Annotated in this window: 15 protein-coding genes; 6 read left to right on the top strand and 9 right to left on the bottom strand. The window is 64.5% G+C overall.

Translation table 11 applies throughout. The annotated features are described in order from the left end of the window. Window positions 1–65: 65 nt before the first annotated feature. Both TPR58_RS12975 and TPR58_RS12970 read right to left on the bottom strand, forming a co-directional pair. Window positions 66–950 (bottom strand): N-acetylneuraminate synthase family protein, encoded by an 885-nt coding sequence (locus tag TPR58_RS12975; RefSeq protein ID WP_346247103.1) that lies wholly within the window; start codon window positions 948–950, stop codon window positions 66–68. Window positions 951–1,071: 121 nt separating this feature from the next. Then, window positions 1,072–2,367 (bottom strand): O-antigen ligase family protein, encoded by a 1,296-nt coding sequence (locus TPR58_RS12970; protein WP_346247102.1) that lies wholly within the window; start codon window positions 2,365–2,367, stop codon window positions 1,072–1,074. Window positions 2,368–2,425: 58 nt separating this feature from the next. Between TPR58_RS12970 and TPR58_RS12965 the strand changes: the two genes are divergently transcribed. Then, the gene (locus TPR58_RS12965; protein ID WP_346247101.1) at window positions 2,426–4,252 is read left to right on the top strand and encodes a right-handed parallel beta-helix repeat-containing protein; all 1,827 of its coding nucleotides are present in this window, start codon (window positions 2,426–2,428) and stop codon (window positions 4,250–4,252) included. Here TPR58_RS12965 and TPR58_RS12960 read toward each other — a convergent pair. Both TPR58_RS12960 and TPR58_RS12955 read right to left on the bottom strand, forming a co-directional pair. Further along, entirely contained in the window at window positions 4,168–4,581 is a 414-nt protein-coding gene (locus TPR58_RS12960) for a hypothetical protein (protein ID WP_346247100.1), read from the bottom strand. The genes TPR58_RS12965 and TPR58_RS12960 overlap by 85 nt on opposite strands. A 116-nt stretch (window positions 4,582–4,697) precedes the next feature. Beyond that, window positions 4,698–5,132, bottom strand: a complete 435-nt coding sequence (locus tag TPR58_RS12955) for a hypothetical protein (protein WP_346247099.1) — start codon at window positions 5,130–5,132, stop codon at window positions 4,698–4,700. A gap of 426 nt (window positions 5,133–5,558) precedes the next feature. On the opposite strand from TPR58_RS12955, the gene TPR58_RS12950 reads away from it, so the two are divergent. Next, window positions 5,559–6,860 carry an exopolysaccharide biosynthesis polyprenyl glycosylphosphotransferase gene (locus TPR58_RS12950; protein ID WP_346247098.1) on the top strand — a complete coding sequence of 434 codons (1,302 nt, stop codon included), beginning with the start codon at window positions 5,559–5,561 and terminating at the stop codon, window positions 6,858–6,860. On the opposite strand, the gene TPR58_RS12945 is transcribed toward TPR58_RS12950, so the two are convergent. Both TPR58_RS12945 and TPR58_RS12940 read right to left on the bottom strand, forming a co-directional pair. Beyond that, on the bottom strand, window positions 6,854–7,762 hold the full coding sequence (locus tag TPR58_RS12945) for a glucosamine inositolphosphorylceramide transferase family protein (RefSeq protein ID WP_346247097.1): 909 nt from the start codon (window positions 7,760–7,762) through the stop codon (window positions 6,854–6,856). The two genes, TPR58_RS12950 and TPR58_RS12945, sit on opposite strands and share 7 nt — an antisense overlap. Then, on the bottom strand, window positions 7,763–8,590 hold the full coding sequence (locus TPR58_RS12940) for a metallophosphoesterase family protein (protein ID WP_346247096.1): 828 nt from the start codon (window positions 8,588–8,590) through the stop codon (window positions 7,763–7,765). A gap of 367 nt (window positions 8,591–8,957) precedes the next feature. On the opposite strand from TPR58_RS12940, the gene TPR58_RS12935 reads away from it, so the two are divergent. From TPR58_RS12935 to TPR58_RS12920, 4 genes are all read left to right on the top strand, one after another. Next, the gene (locus tag TPR58_RS12935) at window positions 8,958–9,353 is read left to right on the top strand and encodes a glucuronosyltransferase (protein ID WP_346247095.1); all 396 of its coding nucleotides are present in this window, start codon (window positions 8,958–8,960) and stop codon (window positions 9,351–9,353) included. Further along, entirely contained in the window at window positions 9,335–9,871 is a 537-nt protein-coding gene (locus TPR58_RS12930; RefSeq protein WP_346247094.1) for a glycosyltransferase, read from the top strand. The genes TPR58_RS12935 and TPR58_RS12930 overlap by 19 nt, the downstream gene beginning before the upstream one ends. Before the next feature lie 79 nt (window positions 9,872–9,950). Next, window positions 9,951–11,345 (top strand): O-antigen ligase family protein, encoded by a 1,395-nt coding sequence (locus tag TPR58_RS12925; protein ID WP_346247093.1) that lies wholly within the window; start codon window positions 9,951–9,953, stop codon window positions 11,343–11,345. Between the two features lie 60 nt (window positions 11,346–11,405). Continuing rightward, window positions 11,406–12,413 (top strand): glycosyltransferase family 4 protein, encoded by a 1,008-nt coding sequence (locus TPR58_RS12920; RefSeq protein WP_346247092.1) that lies wholly within the window; start codon window positions 11,406–11,408, stop codon window positions 12,411–12,413. On the opposite strand, the gene TPR58_RS12915 is transcribed toward TPR58_RS12920, so the two are convergent. Genes TPR58_RS12915 through TPR58_RS12905 form a run of 3 tightly spaced genes read right to left on the bottom strand, consistent with a single transcriptional unit; the run spans window position 12,403 to window position 16,797 of the window. Then, window positions 12,403–13,419 (bottom strand): glycosyltransferase family 2 protein, encoded by a 1,017-nt coding sequence (locus tag TPR58_RS12915; protein WP_346247091.1) that lies wholly within the window; start codon window positions 13,417–13,419, stop codon window positions 12,403–12,405. The genes TPR58_RS12920 and TPR58_RS12915 overlap by 11 nt on opposite strands. Next, a complete protein-coding gene (locus tag TPR58_RS12910; protein WP_346247090.1) occupies window positions 13,392–14,633 on the bottom strand; it encodes a hypothetical protein in 1,242 nt (413 codons plus the stop codon). Before TPR58_RS12910 ends, TPR58_RS12915 begins: the two co-directional genes overlap by 28 nt. A 49-nt stretch (window positions 14,634–14,682) precedes the next feature. Then, complete coding sequence (locus TPR58_RS12905; protein ID WP_346247089.1) at window positions 14,683–16,797, bottom strand: GumC family protein; 2,115 nt, start codon at window positions 16,795–16,797, stop codon at window positions 14,683–14,685. Between the last annotated feature and the right edge of the window lie 37 nt (window positions 16,798–16,834).

Genomic DNA, 16,834 nt, shown 5'->3' with positions numbered 1-16,834 from the left:
GACCCGTCAGTTCATGCGGCACGGCGGCGGATGCGCCGCCGCCGCTTACTCCAGGACGAGCAACCTCAGGCAGCAGCCGCAGCAGAAGGCTTGGGACGCCATTTCAGCTTGTCGCGCTGGACCTTCTCGACCTCCAGGATGTCGCTGCTCTTGTAGGTCAATGCCCTGGAGACGGCGCGGGCATCGCGGCACAGGCGGCGCAGGCCGTCCGGCTCGAGCGACGCCGCATGGTCGGTCCCCTTCCAGGTCCGGTCGAGCGTGAAATGACGTTCGATCCACTCGGCACCGAGCACGATCGTCGCCATATCGGCGGCAATGCCCAGGTGATGGCCCGAAAAGGCGATTGCCTTGACGATGGATCCGAACTTCTCCTTCAGCCGGGTGATCTCGAGCAGGCAGAGCTCGTCGAACGCGACGGGATAGCCCGACGTGCAGGCATAAAGGACAAGGTCCTTCGCGCGATCGCGCTGGACGAAGAAGTCGACGATCCGCTCTTCTTCTTCCTTGGTGGTCATGCCGAGCGACACGTGAATCTCGCCCTTATAATCGTCGGCAAGGACCCCCAGCATCTCGAAATGGAGGTTGCATGCCGATGGCACCTTGATCAGCACGGGGTCGATCGAGGCGATCTCGCGCGCCGAGGTCGTGTCCCAGACCGAGGTCGAATAGGCGATCCCGTATTTCTCACACTCGGCGCGCAGTTCACGATGCTGGTCGAGAGAGAATTCGAGAAATTCCCGGTGCGCGCCATAGGTGTCCCCATAGCTGTTCTGCGGATTGGGATGCGGCGCATCATATTGCGCCTCGGTCAGCAGTTCGCGATTGTTGCGCTTCTGGAATTTGACAACATCCGCCTTGGCGTCGAGCGCAGCGACACGGATCATGTCCTTGGCGATATCCATATCGCCCTTATGATTGCAGCCGACCTCGGCAATGATCTTCACGCTCATTTCAAGAACTCCGCCCCCATTGCGTTGCAGCGCAGCGTACCAGCAAAGCAATGCAGCCGCCACAGCCATCGCGCCGGATCGGAACTGCGGAATGTCCCGCAAATCAGGGTCGGATCCGCACCTAGATCCGGCGCCCGGCCTCGGCCAGCGTCATGCCCCTTCTCGGAACCGTCGGCACAGGGGCCTGGCGAACGCGGTCGCCACGATATCCTCGACGATAGAGCAATGCCGACAGGAACAAAAACTGTGCGATCGTCGGTGGATAGATGAATGCTGCGTCGAAAAACGCGACGAGGAGATAGGCGCAGACACCCAGCAGGGCCGAGACGCGAAGCGGCGACAGTCGCTTGAGGTTGATCAGCCCGTAGACCAAAGGAAAGCCCAGTGCGGTGAGCGCGAGCGCGAACCCCACGACCCCGAAGCTCTGAAGAAAGCTCGCGTAGAGAATCTCGTAGATTCTGACATCTCGCGCGCCGAACAGGCTCAGGCTCAGGTCGGACCAATAGACCAGCCGCCCTCCGAGATTGACGTCGACCACCCGGTCGCTCGTCCAGCCCATATAGGGGAGCGCGATGATGACGACCATGACGGCGGCCGCGACACCCAGCCAGATGAACGGACGAGTGAGCCGGATGCGGCCGAACAGGATCAACAGGCTGAACACCGCCGCCAGGCCGAACCAGGCGGTGCGGCTGAGCGTCAGCACGATGGCGAGGCAGAAAGCGGCGATGAACGCCCTGCTCTTCTCGAAAAACAAATAGACCGGCGCCATCATGATCAGGCACGAACCGAGCAGATTGCCGTTATTATAGGTCGAGACCAGCTTCATCAGCACGCCGCGACGGTTATTCTTGCTGTAGATCGCCCCTAGATCGATCTGATTGATCGTCAGATAGTTGATCTCGATGAAGTTCTTGGTCAGCGCGTACAGGAAGAAGTTCATCAAACCCCAGATCACCACGATGCGGATGCACCATTTGATCGGCGCGCCGATCTGATCCTCGGTGAAGTCTTCCAGATAGGGCGCATAGGCGAGAAGGATGATGAGGGGCAGGACCGCCAGAATCGTGGTAAGCACGATCAGGCTGAGGATCGTTCCGTAGCTCAGCAGCTTGTACGTCACGAAAAGCGAGATCGGCAGATAGCCCAGCAGCAGGTTCATCGTCGGCACCGCCGAGAAGTCTGGCCGCCGGAAAAGGCCCACAAGCGCCACCGGCGCGAAGGCTGCCAGCAACATATAGCCGAAGGTCAGCGGGGTGCCGTTTATTCCGATTCCCGCCTTGGGCATCGCGACCGTGAAGACCAGCAGCAGCACGAAGACCCAGTAATGGACGGGGACCCTGGCAACGGCTGCGCGTGCGCCGAAGGCGGCGCGCCTTCCCGAATGCAGGTCCAGCTTCACACGACGGTCGTACACAAGAGGCTCATCCCATGCCATAGGGGTTCCGCAAGTGATCGCACGGAGCGTAAACCAGGTGCGCGACAGCATTGATATCGGCCGCCGTGCCCTGTTCATGGTCCCCTTCGGGATCGCGCCCGCACTGCTTGTTGCCGGTCGCACCGCACCTGCCGGCGCGGAACATGAGGATTGGCCGGCATGGGCGCCGCAGCGGACGACCTTCTATGCCCGGCTCGACGACCTGAGGCGGTCCGGGCGCGACATTCGCGACTTCGGCGCGGCGCTGGATGGGACATCCGATGCCAGCGACGCGCTCGAACGCGCGGCGGCCACCGCTTCGGTTCTGCTGGTCCCGGCGAACAGCGTCCTCAGGATCACGCGCCAGATTCCGTTGAACCGGCCGATCGCGATCCTGGGAAGCGGCCGGGGCGCGACCATCAGCGTCGAGACGCCGCAGGGCGACCTGTTCCTGGCCAATGCCCTGGACGATGATCCGTCCGGCTTTCTCAAGGGCGTCAGGATCGACGGGATCCGCTTCATCCGGCCCGCGCCGCTCAAGCCGCACGGCGCGGTCGTGCGCGCCTTCAACCTGCGCGACGCGTCGATCACGCGCTGCACGTCGCAGCGAATGGGCCTGCTCGCCCTGCGTCACACCCGCCAGAGGCTGGGCCTGTATGACCGGACGAAAGGTTCGGTCGACGAGGATCCTGCGCTCAAGGCGGGGTTTTCGGCCCAGCCCATCGACCTGAGCGAGGACATCCTCGTCTATGACAATATGGTCGATGGCGAGACCTATATGAGCCAGATCGCGCGATTCGAGTTCGCTCGGCGGGTCGCGATCGCGGGCAATACGGGGAAATTCGCCAATATCAGCTGGTGGGGCGGCGGCGCACGACGCAACGAGGGCGGGGACATCCGCCACCTGCGCCGGGTTCGCGACATCTACATCGCGGACAACCGGCTGTCCGGCGCCAATGGCGGCGTGTACGGCAACAATGGCGACGGCATCGTCGTCGCGAGAAACATCATCAGCCTGATGACCGATGTCGGGATCGATTTCGAAGGCTGCTTCAATGCCGTGGCCTATGGCAATCACGTCAGCAATGTCGGCAACTACTGTTTCGCCACATTCTACGCAGCCAGGAATGTCGAGTTTCGCGACAATATCGGCGTGCAGGATGGAAGCGCGACGAACCTCCATCTGCGATTCGGGCGCGGAAAATATGGCGCGATGGCGGGCACGGCGCTGTTCGGGATGCGAAGCGCCGGGTTCGCGTCTCCGCAGGACGCGATCGATATCAGGCTGATCGGGAACCGCTTCAGCTGGCAGGGAAAGGCCGGGACCGGACGGTTCGTCGCGAGCTATTTCGGCACGCTGGAGTTGCGGCGCAACCAGCTCGAGAACGTCACCTGCAACCTCGCCTATCGCCGTACCGGGACCTTCATCGCGCGGGACAATCGACTGGCGTTCGACCGAAGCGCGTCGGAACCGATCAACGCGATTACCTCGAGCGCCGCGCGGATCGAAATTCGGGATAACGAGATACGGTCAAGCGTGGCGCAGCCCGTCGGCTCATCGGCGATCCTTGTCGACTCGACTGCAGCCGGCACCCTGGTCGAGCTCACCGGCAACCGTGCAGTGGCGCCCGACGCCACCCTGCCGATCACGATGCGCGGGATCCGACGTCCGGGACAGGATGCGGTCATTCGCAGCAATCAGGCCGACGCACTTTTTGTCGAGCACGGCGCTGCATCGGACATCTCGGGCAACAAGGACAATGGCGGAAGATCGCTCACGCCGCGCGAACTTCCCGCGGCTTATCGGGTGCTATCCGGGTCAGGGTCCTCGGGAACGGACGATTCGGGACCGGCCTCGCCTTCAGCCGTGGACGGCGATGGCTGAGGTCGATCGTCGATACGGTCCACCGCATGCCAGTCCGATGCCAGCAGGAAGATCAGCGTCGGCCACAGCATCGTGTTGAGCGTGTCGAAGAATGTATCGGCCCACAGCCACCGGGGAATGTCGGGCCATTTGAAAGCCAGATCGGCGAATTCGTTGGCGACCTGAAGCGCCAGAAGGGCGAGCAGAACCGGCCAGGCACGCAACCTTCTGCGAGAGAAGGCAGCGCCCGTCAGGAAGAAAAACAACCCGAAATGAATGTGGATGAGCGTCCGTCCCGCGCCCCCGACGGGCGCGATCCAGTCCTTGATCAACTCGTACTGGGCGATCATCCAAGCCTCACGCGCTACCGCGACCGCCGGCCAACCGGCCAGTGAAATCCGTACGTAGCCATGCTGCATTGCAGCATGGCTACGCCCTTGGCAACGCCGGGGTCGATGACGACTCGCTAGCCCTGGATATCCGGCGACGGATCAGGGCGCTCTTGCGCGAACCAGGATCGCGCTGTCGGAGTGAAGAGATATTTGAGCGACATCGCTCGCACGATCGCCGCTGCCGCGGTGACCAGAGTGAGGGCGGTGTGAGACGGGCTCCAGTTCACCACGCTGAGTGCAACGACCACACTTGTCGCCAGCACATGCACCACCAGCAGCCATTTCGCGACGACGCTGGCGCGGCGGGCGATCAGCCACATCAAGCCAAGCGGGATCAGCAGCCCGATTATGGTCATGACAAGGAGGGCGGGGATCATGCCCTGACCCAGCCCCGGGCTGCGGGCGACTGCATCGAGCGAGTCCGCGAACCAGGCCAGGCTGACCACCGCGCCGACGAGCCAGCCCCAGAAGTAGAGTCTCTCGAACTGAAGGATCGTATCTGGTCGCATCGCCGTCCCGATTGAAGTGCCTTGGGCGCCCGCTTGATCCGACTCCGGCGAAACTATGCGGCCGGGTCCGGATGGACATGGCGGATCCTGCCAGAATGGGTTGCATTTATCATCCATTTTCGACTTTGCTGCATCGCGAAATAGGTTTACGAAGACGAGAAGCCGCACCTCTGAACGATGCGGCAATTGCTGCACAAGTCGGCGCGACGCCATCGGGGGTGGAAGCGTGAAGATTCGGCTCGGTAATCCGGCAATTTCGGTCTCGTTTACGCCAGCTCTTGGCATCGCCGCGGAAGTGGCGGTGCGGAATTTCCCCGGGCGATCCGGCAACCCGGCATGAATGTCGAGGCCGGCCGCTTGATCCCTCCTGCCGCACCCGGGACGGCGCGCGCCTCGCGCATCTCGAAGCGCATATTGCGCAGAAGGGTGGGCATCGCCCTGATCACCCTCGATTCGCTCTCAATCTATCTCGGCTTTTTCATTGCCGCCGCCGGCTATGGACTGCTGTACAAGTCCCAATGGTATGTGATGGCGACGGTCATGCTTCCGGTCTATCTGGGGTGTGCCGCCAATGCTCGCGCCTATGCGGGCGACATTCTCGGCAATTGGGGCCCTGGCATCAGCCGGGCCATCACGGCGTTCGCGCTCGGCGTGGGGGTGCTGACCTTCATCGCCTTCTTCCTCAAGGTAGGCGACGATTTCTCGCGCGTGACCTTCGCAATCGGGTGCGGCGTCTCTGTGGTCCTGATCGCAGTCTCGCGCGACGCCGTGCTTCGCTACAGCAAGAGGCTGCTCACCGATAATCGGTACAGCATCGTATTGATCACCGATGGCGCGGCGTGCGAGCCGCTCTCGCAGTTTTCGTCCGTGATCGCCGCCGAGGGCTGGCTCGATCCCGCCAATGCCTGTCCCGACATGTATGGCCGACTGGCATCGGCATTGATCGGTGCCGACCGTGTCGTGGTTGCCTGCAAGCCCGAACGACGTGCGCTGTGGGCGCATGCGCTCAAGGGCGCCAATGTCAGAAGCGAGGTGATCGCGCCGGAACTCGATGCGCTGCACCCGCTCGCAGTCTCGGGATGCGGCGGCACGTCGACCCTCGTCGTGGCCGACGGACCGCTCAACGCGTTCGACAGTTTTTCGAAGCGGTGCTTCGATCTGGTGGTCGCATCGGGCGCGCTGCTGATCATGTCGCCGCTGCTGCTGACGATTGCCCTGTTGATCAAGATCGACAGCCCCGGACCGGTCTTCTTCCGTCAGATCCGCATCGGCCAGGGCAACAGGGCATTCAGGATGATCAAGTTCCGCAGCATGCGGATCGATGTGGCCGATCATGACGCATCCCGCCTGACGACACGCCGCGATCCGCGCGTGACGCGGGTCGGCCGCTTCATTCGGCGCACCAGCATCGACGAATTGCCGCAGTTGCTGAACGTGCTCGCCGGCACCATGAGTGTGGTCGGGCCGCGCCCCCATGCCTTGGGCGCCAAGGCGGCGACAAAGCTCTATTGGGAAGTGGACCAGCGCTACTGGCACCGGCATGCCGCCAAGCCGGGCCTGACCGGCCTGGCGCAGATTCGCGGCTTCAGAGGCAATACCGAGCAGGAGCGCGACCTGACCAATCGGCTTCATTCCGATCTGGAATATCTCCATGGCTGGTCGATCTGGCGCGATGTGATGATCATCGTCCGGACCTTCTATGTCCTCACCGACAAGAATGCCTATTGAGCGCTTGCGCGCAGCCGACGAAGGTCGCGCAAGGGGCGCATCGCCAGCCCCTTGAGCGAGAACTGGCGTTGCTTCACATCGATCAGCGTGACGGGACCTGCCGCCGACAGCGTGTGCAGCCCGTCGACGAACGGCGCCACTGCCCTGGGCGCATCGAGTTGGGCGACCTCACGCGCGACGAAGTCATTCGTATCGAGGCGTTCGATCTCGAGTAGCCGGATCGCGCGGCCATAGGTGCGCTCGCAATTCTGCACCGGCAGGATCAGCCGGCCATCGACAAGGATCGGGGTGCCACCGGGACGCGCGCTCGCAAGATCGACCCGCACCGGATTGCGCGGATGCGGCGTCCAGGGCCCCGCCAGAGTCGCTGCATGCGCGACATGCAGGCTCCGCAGAATATCGCGAGGATGATCCGCCGACGTATAGAACAACCACCAGCGTCCCGCATGAAACACAGGCGTCGCATCGACCGGCACGTGATCGAGCGCGATGCGCCCCGCCGCCTCCCAGCGGGTGGGGAAATCGACCGCGCGGTAGAGGGTCAGCGTCCCCGAGGCGCTGGCCTCGGGCAGCATCCAGGTTTCGCCATCGGCATCGAAGACCTGTGGATATGAGAGGTGCCATCGCTCGCGCAGCGCGGGCACGCGCGCGATCAGGCGGTACTCGGCATCATAGACCAGCACCTCGATCGTCCCGACCGCATCGCGATAGTCGAAGGCCTCCACGAACACGTGAAGCCTGCCGTCACGCCAATATCCGAACGGATCGGCGAGATAGCGCAGAGTGCCGGGGCTGGGCAGCCAACGCAGATCGAAACCCTCGAGGCTGCCCTGGCGGACGATATCGCCAAGCGGCGCCATCACGATCAACGGCCGCCAGATATCCTTGCGCAGCTGGACCATCTATCCCCGCGACCGCCGGAAGGACCGGTCCCAATGGGCAGGCCCTGCCGGGGCGGAGGCATCGAGCGCCTGTACTTCCCCGGTCGCGATGATCTCGCGCTTGCTGCCTTCCAGGTACAGCGCCGTGAGCACGCCGGTTCGATAGGCGCCGGTATCGATGCCGATGCGGTTGGGCTGCAGGTCGACGCTGGGCGAGATGCTGTGGCCATGGACGATGGTCGCGCCGTGCTCGCCACGGAACTGCAGAAACTCCTCTCGGATCCAGATCATATCGGTCTTGGTCTGGCGCTTTAGCGCGACGCCCGGACGAACCCCGGCATGGACGAAGACATAGTCGCCCGAACGCGCGGTGACCGGCAGGCTGCGCATCCAGTCCATCAGCTCACGCGGGATCGCCCGTCGCATCTGTTCCAGAAAGGCGACCGGATCGCCGTCCCTGGGCGGCGGCTCCAGCCCGAAGCTGCGCAGCGTTTCGGCCCCGCCGATCCGCAACCAGGGACGCAGCAGCAGCGTCTCGCCGTCATAGACGCGCAGCATGACTTCCTCATGGTTTCCCATCAGGACGATCAGGCCCGAGATCGTCTTGTCGAGTTCGTAGAGGTAACGCAGGATCTCGGCGGAATCGGGTCCGCGGTCGACCAGATCGCCGAGCAGGACGACATGGAAGCTCCCCGGCTCGGGCAGCGCCTTGGAATGCGCCTCGATCCGCCGCAGCAGATCGCGCAGCAGGTCGTACCGGCCATGGATGTCGCCGATCGCGTAGATGCGCTCCCCCTTGGTGGTGGAGATCAATTTCTGTCGAGAGGCTGACGGGGGGCTAATGGCCACCGCACGTCTCCAGCATCACCATGGTATCGGCCCATCCCCCGCGGCAGTGCGGTCCGGCCCGGCAGCACTCGCGGCGCTCCGCCACCACGCATGCGCAGCAGCCCGAACCGCCCCGACGGTCACCGCCCGACCTTCCCGCTATGCGCCTCGCGTATAACGAACCGGGCGTGCCTGCAATGTCCGGGTGGGCTTCGATGCGTTAACGCACGAAAAGCGTGACAGATGAACCAATTGTGCGGCTGCTCAGTGGAAAGAGTTGAGCAATGCCCGATATACCGCATATAACCGGCTCACAATGCCAGGCGCCCCGTCCCCCAGCTTCAAGATTTTGGCGGTGGCTTCCGGCGGGGGGCACTGGGAGGAGCTGATGTTGCTCCGCAGCGCATTCGAACGGTTCGACCCTGTTTTCGCCACGACGAACAGCAATCTGGCGGTGCGCGACGGGTTGGAGCGCGTGCACGTCATCCCCGATTCCAATCGCGATCAGCCGATCCGGTCGCTCAAGACGCTGGCGGCCTGCATCGGGTTGATCTGGCGGGTGCGGCCGACCCTGTTGATCAGTACCGGCGCGCTGCCCGGCCTGTTCTGCCTGATCGCCGCCCGCCTGTTGGGCGCGCGGACGATCTGGATCGACAGCGTCGCGAATTCGGACCAGCCGTCTCTCAGTGGCAAATGCGCACGCCCGTTCGCCTCGCTTTGGTTGACCCAGTGGCGCCATCTCTCCGACGAGAGGGACATAGACTATTGGGGCGCGCTGTTGTGATCCTGGTGACGGTGGGGACCCAGCTGCCGTTCGATCGACTGGTCAGCGCGGTCGATGCGATCGCCCCGACGCTCAACGTGCCGATCATCGCCCAGATCGGCCGCGGCAGTTACCGGCCGGCCAACATGGAATGGCGTACCTTCGTCGATCCGATCGCGTTCGAGGAGCTGTTCCAAACCTGCAGCTTGGCCGTGTCGCATGCCGGCATCGGCACGATCGTCACTGCACAACGCTTGCTCAAGCCGCTGATCGTCCTTCCGCGTCTCGCCAGCCTCGAGGAACATCGCAACGATCACCAGCTCTCGACCGTGCGCGCGCTCGAAGCCCGAAAGGGTCTGTATGTCGCAAACGGCTCCGAGGATCTGGCACGGCTGATGGCCGAGACGCTCGATCCGCCATCGGAACGTGCCGAAGTCCCCGAGCGGGAACGGCTCCGCACCAAGCTGAGCGATTTTCTGGATCAGGAGTATTCGAGCTGGCAGAAGCGCGCCGGCGGGCCGTCCCAAGGCGCTCGATAAACGTCGGCGCAGGGTTACCCCATAGTTGAAGCGGCGCTAGAACGACCGCGAAGATCGGTTCCGGGGGGACACAAGCATCATGGCGTCGAATGCAAAGCCCGCACGGTCTCGGCGCAGCCGCAGCGCGAAGCGTCCGGGCGCGTCGGTCCATCTGGGGCTGGCCGCCGCCGCGATGGTCGCACTGCTTATCCTGACGCTGCTCGGGCCGCTCATGAGTTTCGGCACGGTCGATCATAGCGGTGTCGGCAGCCTGTGGCGGCAAGTCGGCTATATCGCGATCTTCATCGCATGCGTGATCGCGATCCGCCCGTTCAGCAACCCCGAGCGGTTGGCGGTCGTGCCCTGGCCCTTGCTGCTGGCGCTGGGCTGGTGCTGGCTCAGCCTGTTATGGGCGATCGACCCCAGCATCGCGCTGCGCCGGCTGATCCTGACCAGCGTGATCATCTGGGGCGTCTTCGTCCTCGTCCGCCAGCTTGGCTATGACCGGGCGCTGGCCATGATCCGGCTGCTGCTCGTGATCGCACTCGTGGTAAATTTCGCGTCGATCGCCGTCGCGCCCGAAATGGCCATCCATCAGGTCAACGATCCCGAGGACACATCGCTGGTTGGCGACTGGCGCGGTGTCATGGGGCATAAAAACATTGCCGGGCTGATCGGTGCGCTGACGGTGCTGTTCTTCGCCTTCGACCGGCAGCGAATCCCGCGGCTGGTGCAGATTGCCGTGATCGTTCCTGCCGCCATCTTCCTGCTATACACCAGCTCGCGCACTTCGATGGCACTTTGCGTCGGCGGGGTGGTGCTCGGCCTGATCTTCGCCCGCTACAAGTCGCGCTATCGCTCGGCAGTGATCGGCATGGTGATCGTGCTCGGCATCGTGGGGGCATGGGCGCAAAGCGCCTATAGCGATCCGTTCATGCGGGTGCTCAACGACCCCACGGCCTTCACCGGACGTACCCAGATCTGGCAGGCTCTGTACCAGTATCATTTGAATAATCGCTGGTTCGGATCGGGCTATGGGTCGTTCTGGAATATCGGGGATCGCAGCCCGATTCTCTATTATGGGACGGATTGGGTCAGGACGATCGCCCAGGGCCATAACGGCTTTCTCGATCTGCTCGTCCAGATCGGCATTCCCGGCCTGATCCTGGTTCTGTTCGCGACGCTGGTCTGGCCGCTGATCCAGCTGCTCAACAGCCGCGCGACCGAGGGAGAGCGCGGCGCGCTGATTGCGGCGACATTGTTATTCTGTATCGCGCATAACGGCTCCGAATCGAGCCTGATGGACCGCGACATGATCGGGCAGGTGTTCCTGATGGTCGCGATCGCCATGCTGTGCACGCTGGTCCGGCTGGAAAAGCGCGATGGCAGGCTGCGCATGTCGACCGAGGCGCTGAACTGGGCGAACAAGCGGGGAGAGCGGTCGCGTCCGACCGCCCCCGACCCTGCCCCGTCGGCCGATCCGGCTGCGACCTAGGTGCGGCTATGCATCCTGGGAGGCTCGCCATTCCATCCCGGCGGGCTCGAGGCGTTCTGCTTGCGCGCGACGCGGGCGATCGAGGCCCATGGCGGCGAGTGGCAGGCGGTGGCGCTGCCCACCAATAGCGCCTATCTGTCGCCTGCGCGCCTGCCCGGCCTGTTCAGGGGGCTGGCGGCGCTGCTCAGGGCACGACGGGAGGGGCTGGACCTGGTCTGGCTTCAGTTCAGCAACCTCGCGGACCTGACCTATCTCGCCTGGGCGAAGCTGCTCGGCCTTCCCGTCCTCGTCACCCCGCATCTGGGCGCGAACAGCCGCCTGCAGCGGTCGCCACTACTTCGCCGGGTCAGCGCGTCGCTGCTGACGCTGGCAGACCGGCTGGCATTGCTGTTCGAAGGACAGGAGGACGAAATCCTGTTGCCCAGGCGCGTACCGCGCTCGGTCATCCGAACCTTCCTCCCCGAGGCCAGCCTGACCGCGGCGCCCGCGGATCGCAGCAGCCGGCCGCTTCAGCTGGTCCATGCCAGCCGACTTTCGGAGGGCAAGGGCAGCTTCCGCATGCTCGATCTCTGCACCGAGATGCAGCGGCGCGACATCGACTTCACCGCCCGCATCATCGGCCGCGCGGAGCCCGATATCCTGGCGCGCATCCGCCGGCAGATCGCCAGCGCCGGGTTGGAAACCCGGGTCTCGCTTGAGGATTGGATGACAGAGGAAGCGCTGCTGACGGCGCTGGGCGAGGCCGACATTCTTGTCCATCTCTCCACGCTCGACAGTTTTCCGCTGATCGTACTCGAAGCAATGGCGATGGGGACGATGCCCGTCGTGCTCGACATGGCCGGCGTCCGGGCCATGGTCACCAGCTATGATGGGTTGGTGGTTCCTGCGGGTGATGCGGTGGCGCAGGCGGTCGACCGGGTGGCGACCCTGTCACCGGCGGAAATGCGCGCGCGTGGCGCGCTGATGGCGGGACGTGTCCGGACGGATCATGCCTGGGCCGCGGTGGTCGCCCGGCTTGTACCGACATTCGACGAGACTGCCGGCGTGCGCGCGGCGCTCAAGGCTTAGACTGCGGGCTCAGTTCGACGGCGGGTACCGGGCGGTCGGGCGGGACGCGCGAGCGAAGCAGCCCTGCGATGATTCCGACCGCCACCAGATTCCACTGGCAGAAAGAAAAGATCCCGAGCCGCAGCGAACCGCGCCGCCAGACCAGGAAGGCGCAGGGACCGAGCAGCAGCGCCGGCAAGGCGAGTGGGGCGAATACGCCGCACGCCACGCACGCACACCACCATGCCCAGATCGTCATCGCCGCGCGGACATGTTTCAGCCGCGTGAGCACGAAGGGAAGCTGCCGCCGACCGAGCGCCGAGCGCAGCACCTGCCCTGCCCCGCTCAACTGGCCCGAGGTCAGCCGCCGGAGCAGCAACGGATAGCTGCTGCCGGAATGACCGCTATGCTCGATTGCAGGGACATCGATCCGCGCCAGTTTCCACCCGGCGGCGTCGAGGCGCGCGGCCAGTTCGAATTCCTCGAACGAACCGAGATTGCGGTCGGAGAAATAGCCGACCTGCCGGATCGCCGCCATTCGATAGATGCCGCCGCCGTCGAGGCGATCGACCAGCCCCTCGCGCCGATGCGCTTCGTCCCGGACCGCGGCGGCGCGGATCTGGAACTCGAGCGTGGAAAGGTTCCGCTCGATCACCTCGCCGCCGACGCCAGCGACGTCGGGATGCACCTCGAGATAGGCCAGGCCCGCTTCCAGAAAGCCCGGCACCAGTGTCATGTCACCATCGATCAGGCAAAAATACTCGCCCTCGGCATATTGATAGGCGAGCTGCGCGCCAGCCCCGCACGAGGCGTCGCCAGGGTCGGCAAGCTGCACCACCCGGACATCGAGCGGCCGGGCGATGTCCGTGGTGGCGTCCCGCGATCCACTGTCGGCCAGGACGACGCGCCCCCCCAGCGGGGCCACCGCAGCGAGCGCGCTGCGCACCGATGCCTCGATATGCGCCGCCTCGTTCAGTGCCTTGATGCCGATGGTGACCTTCACGGTGCGCCAATCCCGGAGATCCATCGCCGCGCTTCACGCCAGATCAGCACCGCTCCCAACGCCTGGCCCAGAAACACGCCCGCGATCGACCAGATCGGCGGCGCGACCGCCAGGATCGCAGCGACCGCGACGCAGGACAGCAAGGCTGACCATATCCCGGTCATCGCCAGCGGCCGGAACGCCCCGAGCGACTGGAGCAGCGCGCTTTCGGGAAAGGGCAGGACACGCACCGCGATCGTCGCGATCCACAGCGCGGTGCCGAGCGCGAGCAACGACGGCGCATAAGCGGCCGGATACAGGAGCCGAGGATCGTAGCAGAGCAGCGCCGCGCTGAGCGCCGCGGTCGTCACCACGATCAACACGATGATCAGGCGAAAGAAGCGGAGCATCGCCACGGTTTTCACGCGCCTGTCTGGCCCGGACAGGCGCGCCATGCGGGCACGTTCCAGTTCGATCAGGGCGTTGGTCGCGACCGAAACGGGCCGGATCAGCAGCGCAGTCGCGGCGATCGGTGCATATGCCGCCGGCCCGATCAGGAAGGCGACCAGATAGGTATGCGCATTCGCCGTGAGTTCCGAAGCCCCGACGCCCATCAGGGACCAGCGGGTATAGTCGTTCCAGATCAGCCCATAGGCCTTCAGGCGCGAGAACATCGAACCCGCCGACCGCTGCGGCAGATAGGACATGCCGAAAGGCGCCAGCGCGACGATCACCGACATGGCGAGCAGCGCATAGGCCTGCACCTCCAACGCGTCGGGCGCCACCGCCAGCCACGCTGTCCCGCCGATCAGGATCAGCGCATAGAGAAGGTCGGACATGACGACCTTGCCCTGCTCGCCATGCGCATAGGCCAGTGCGCGAGCGAACCAGCGCAGCAGGCTCACCGAGACGAACACTGCGTACGCCAGCGCCGCCCCCAGGGGCTCGTTGACCAGATACGCCATGACCGAGAAGGTCGGCAAGGCCAGCACCACGCCCGCCAGATTGGCCAGGAGGATGCCGGGCACGGCCGCCTCTCGCACCGATGACCCCGCCTCGCTGAGCAGTCTCGGCAGCGGCGCGCAGAACAGTGCGGACCAGATCCCCCAGCTGAACTGCGCAATGACAAGCAGGAGGGCGAAGCGGCCGAAACTGTCGGGATCGAGGATCCGCAACAACACCAGCGACAACAGGAATTGCGCGCCGGCAGCACCGACCGGGCCGGTCAGCGCGAACCCGTACCGGCCCAGATCGATCAACCGCGCGCTTGTTCCTCCCGTGGCCGGCGATGGCAGTTCCGGCACGGCGTCATGCCGCCTGATAATAATCCGAATATTTGCGGGAATAATATTTCCCCCCGACCACGTCCGCCGACGAATCGACCATGGTCAGGATGACGCCAACCGGATTCGCACCGTCGCCCTGAAGCATCGACAATGCCTGGGCGGCAACCTTGCCCGGCGTATCTTCCCATTTGACCACCATCAGCGTCATGTCGGCCATCACCGCCAGCGCGCGGCTGTCAGCCAGGCCGATCAGCGGCGGAAGATCGAGCACGATATGCTGGTAACGCCCGCGCACCTCTTTCAGCAACTGCTCCATCGTGCCGCTGCCGAACAGGTTCTCGGACGTGTAATAGGGCGTCTGTGCCAGCAGGTGATCGAGATTGGGGACGTCACCCTGGGTCATCGTGTCGGCCAGGGTGGCGCTGCCCTGCAGAACTTCGACGATGCCGCCACGGGTCGGCTCCTGTTTCACCAGCCGGCGCATCGCGGCGCGGCGGACATCGCATTCGATCAGCAGCGTCTTGCTGCCTGCAATCGCCAGGGTGCGCGCAAAGGCCAGGGCAGTCGTCGTCTTGCCCTCGCTGGGCACTGAGGACGTGATCGCAATGATCTGTGACAGGCCCTCCTTGTTTCCGAGCAGGGCCGCACGCGCAATGCGATAGGCTTCCGCGAAATAGGAGGTCGGCCGTTCGATAAGGAGATCCGCCGGGTTCGGCGCCGTCTCGCGCGGCACCGCGGCGAGCAGCGGGATACCCAGTTGCGACTCGACCTCATCCGACGTCCGCAGACCGCCCGACATCAATTCCTGGACCGTGATGGTGCTCGCACCGGCCGCAAGGCCAGCGACTAATGCCAGCGCGATCAGCAGCGGCTTGTTCGGGGATGAGGGCGCACGTGCCGGCTCGGCACGATCGATGATCGCCGCCTGCGACATGGAGTTGCGCGACGCCTGGACGCTGGCGAGCGCCTGCTGCGACAGGCTGTCATACTGCGCACGCTTGCCTGCCGCTTCGCGCTCCAGGCCTTCGATCGCGACGGTGTTGCGGGCGTCGAGCGCGCGCTTGCCGTCGAGTTCGTTCAACGTCTTGCGCAGGCTCGCGGCGCGGGCATCGGCGGAGGCAGATGCCGCCTGGAGAGAGCCGAGCACCCGGCGTGCCTCGGCAGCGATGGCGACGTCGATCGATTCGAGCTGTTCGCGAATCTTGATGCTCTCGGGATGGCGGCTGCCATAGCGCGCCTCGATCTCGCCCTTGTTGCGCATCACTTCGGTGCGCTGCCGTTTCAGGTCCGCGATCACGCCTGAATTGAGCACTTCCGACACCGACTCCAGCCCGCCGCGTGCCACCTGCGCGCGTGCAGAGCTATAATTGGCGCGTGCGGCCGCTGCCTCGGAATCTGCTGCCGCCAGGCTACCCGCCAGCGGCGCGACCTGCTGATCGGCGATCGTGCCGACACCGCTGGCCGTGCTCTGCAACAGCCCCGACTGTGCGCGATATTGGGCGACGGCGGCGTCGGCCTTGCGGACCTCCTCGCCCATTTCGGCAAGGCGCCTCTCGAACCACTGCGCCTGCTGCGTGGCCGTACCGGTCTTGTCGCCTACCCGACCCGAGATATAAAGTTCCGCAAACATATTCGCGATTGCCGCCGCCTTGACCGGATCTCGCGAGACATACGACACGCCGAGCACATAGGTCTGCCCCTCGCGATACACGCCCAGCTTGCTGAGCACCGCGTTGGCAACGGTGGTTTCGCGCTGTGCGGAGTTGAGTACCTTCGCATTGTCCGAATTCAGGAGCGCGCCTGCGAATTCGGGGTCGTTCATCAGATTGAGCTTGCGCACCACCTGCCGCGCGAGGTCGAGCGAATACATCGCCGTAACTTCGGTCTCGATCGCTTCGGCGGATAGCTCGGTTCGCGCATCGGCCGCTTTTGACAGCGGATCGCGCGACGGATCGATGCGGATTCGCGCCTGGGACGAATACAAGGGTGTCATCTGGTAGACCACCACCACCCCGGCGACGACGATCAGTGCCGTGACGATCGTCAGGACCAGCCAGCGCCGGCGCAACGTATCCCTGACGGCTGCGATGATATCCGCGAGCCGGGCCTCATAGGCTGTGTCCTGTCTGACTTCCATGGCGGAATATGAGATCCTGTATGCCGCGGGTGCGGTC

It is taken from the genome of Sphingomonas rustica (assembly GCF_039652585.1).
Lineage (GTDB): Bacteria > Pseudomonadota > Alphaproteobacteria > Sphingomonadales > Sphingomonadaceae > Sphingomonas > Sphingomonas rustica.
Note: the sequence above shows the minus strand (reverse complement) of the source record. Positions and strands in the feature narration are given on the sequence as shown.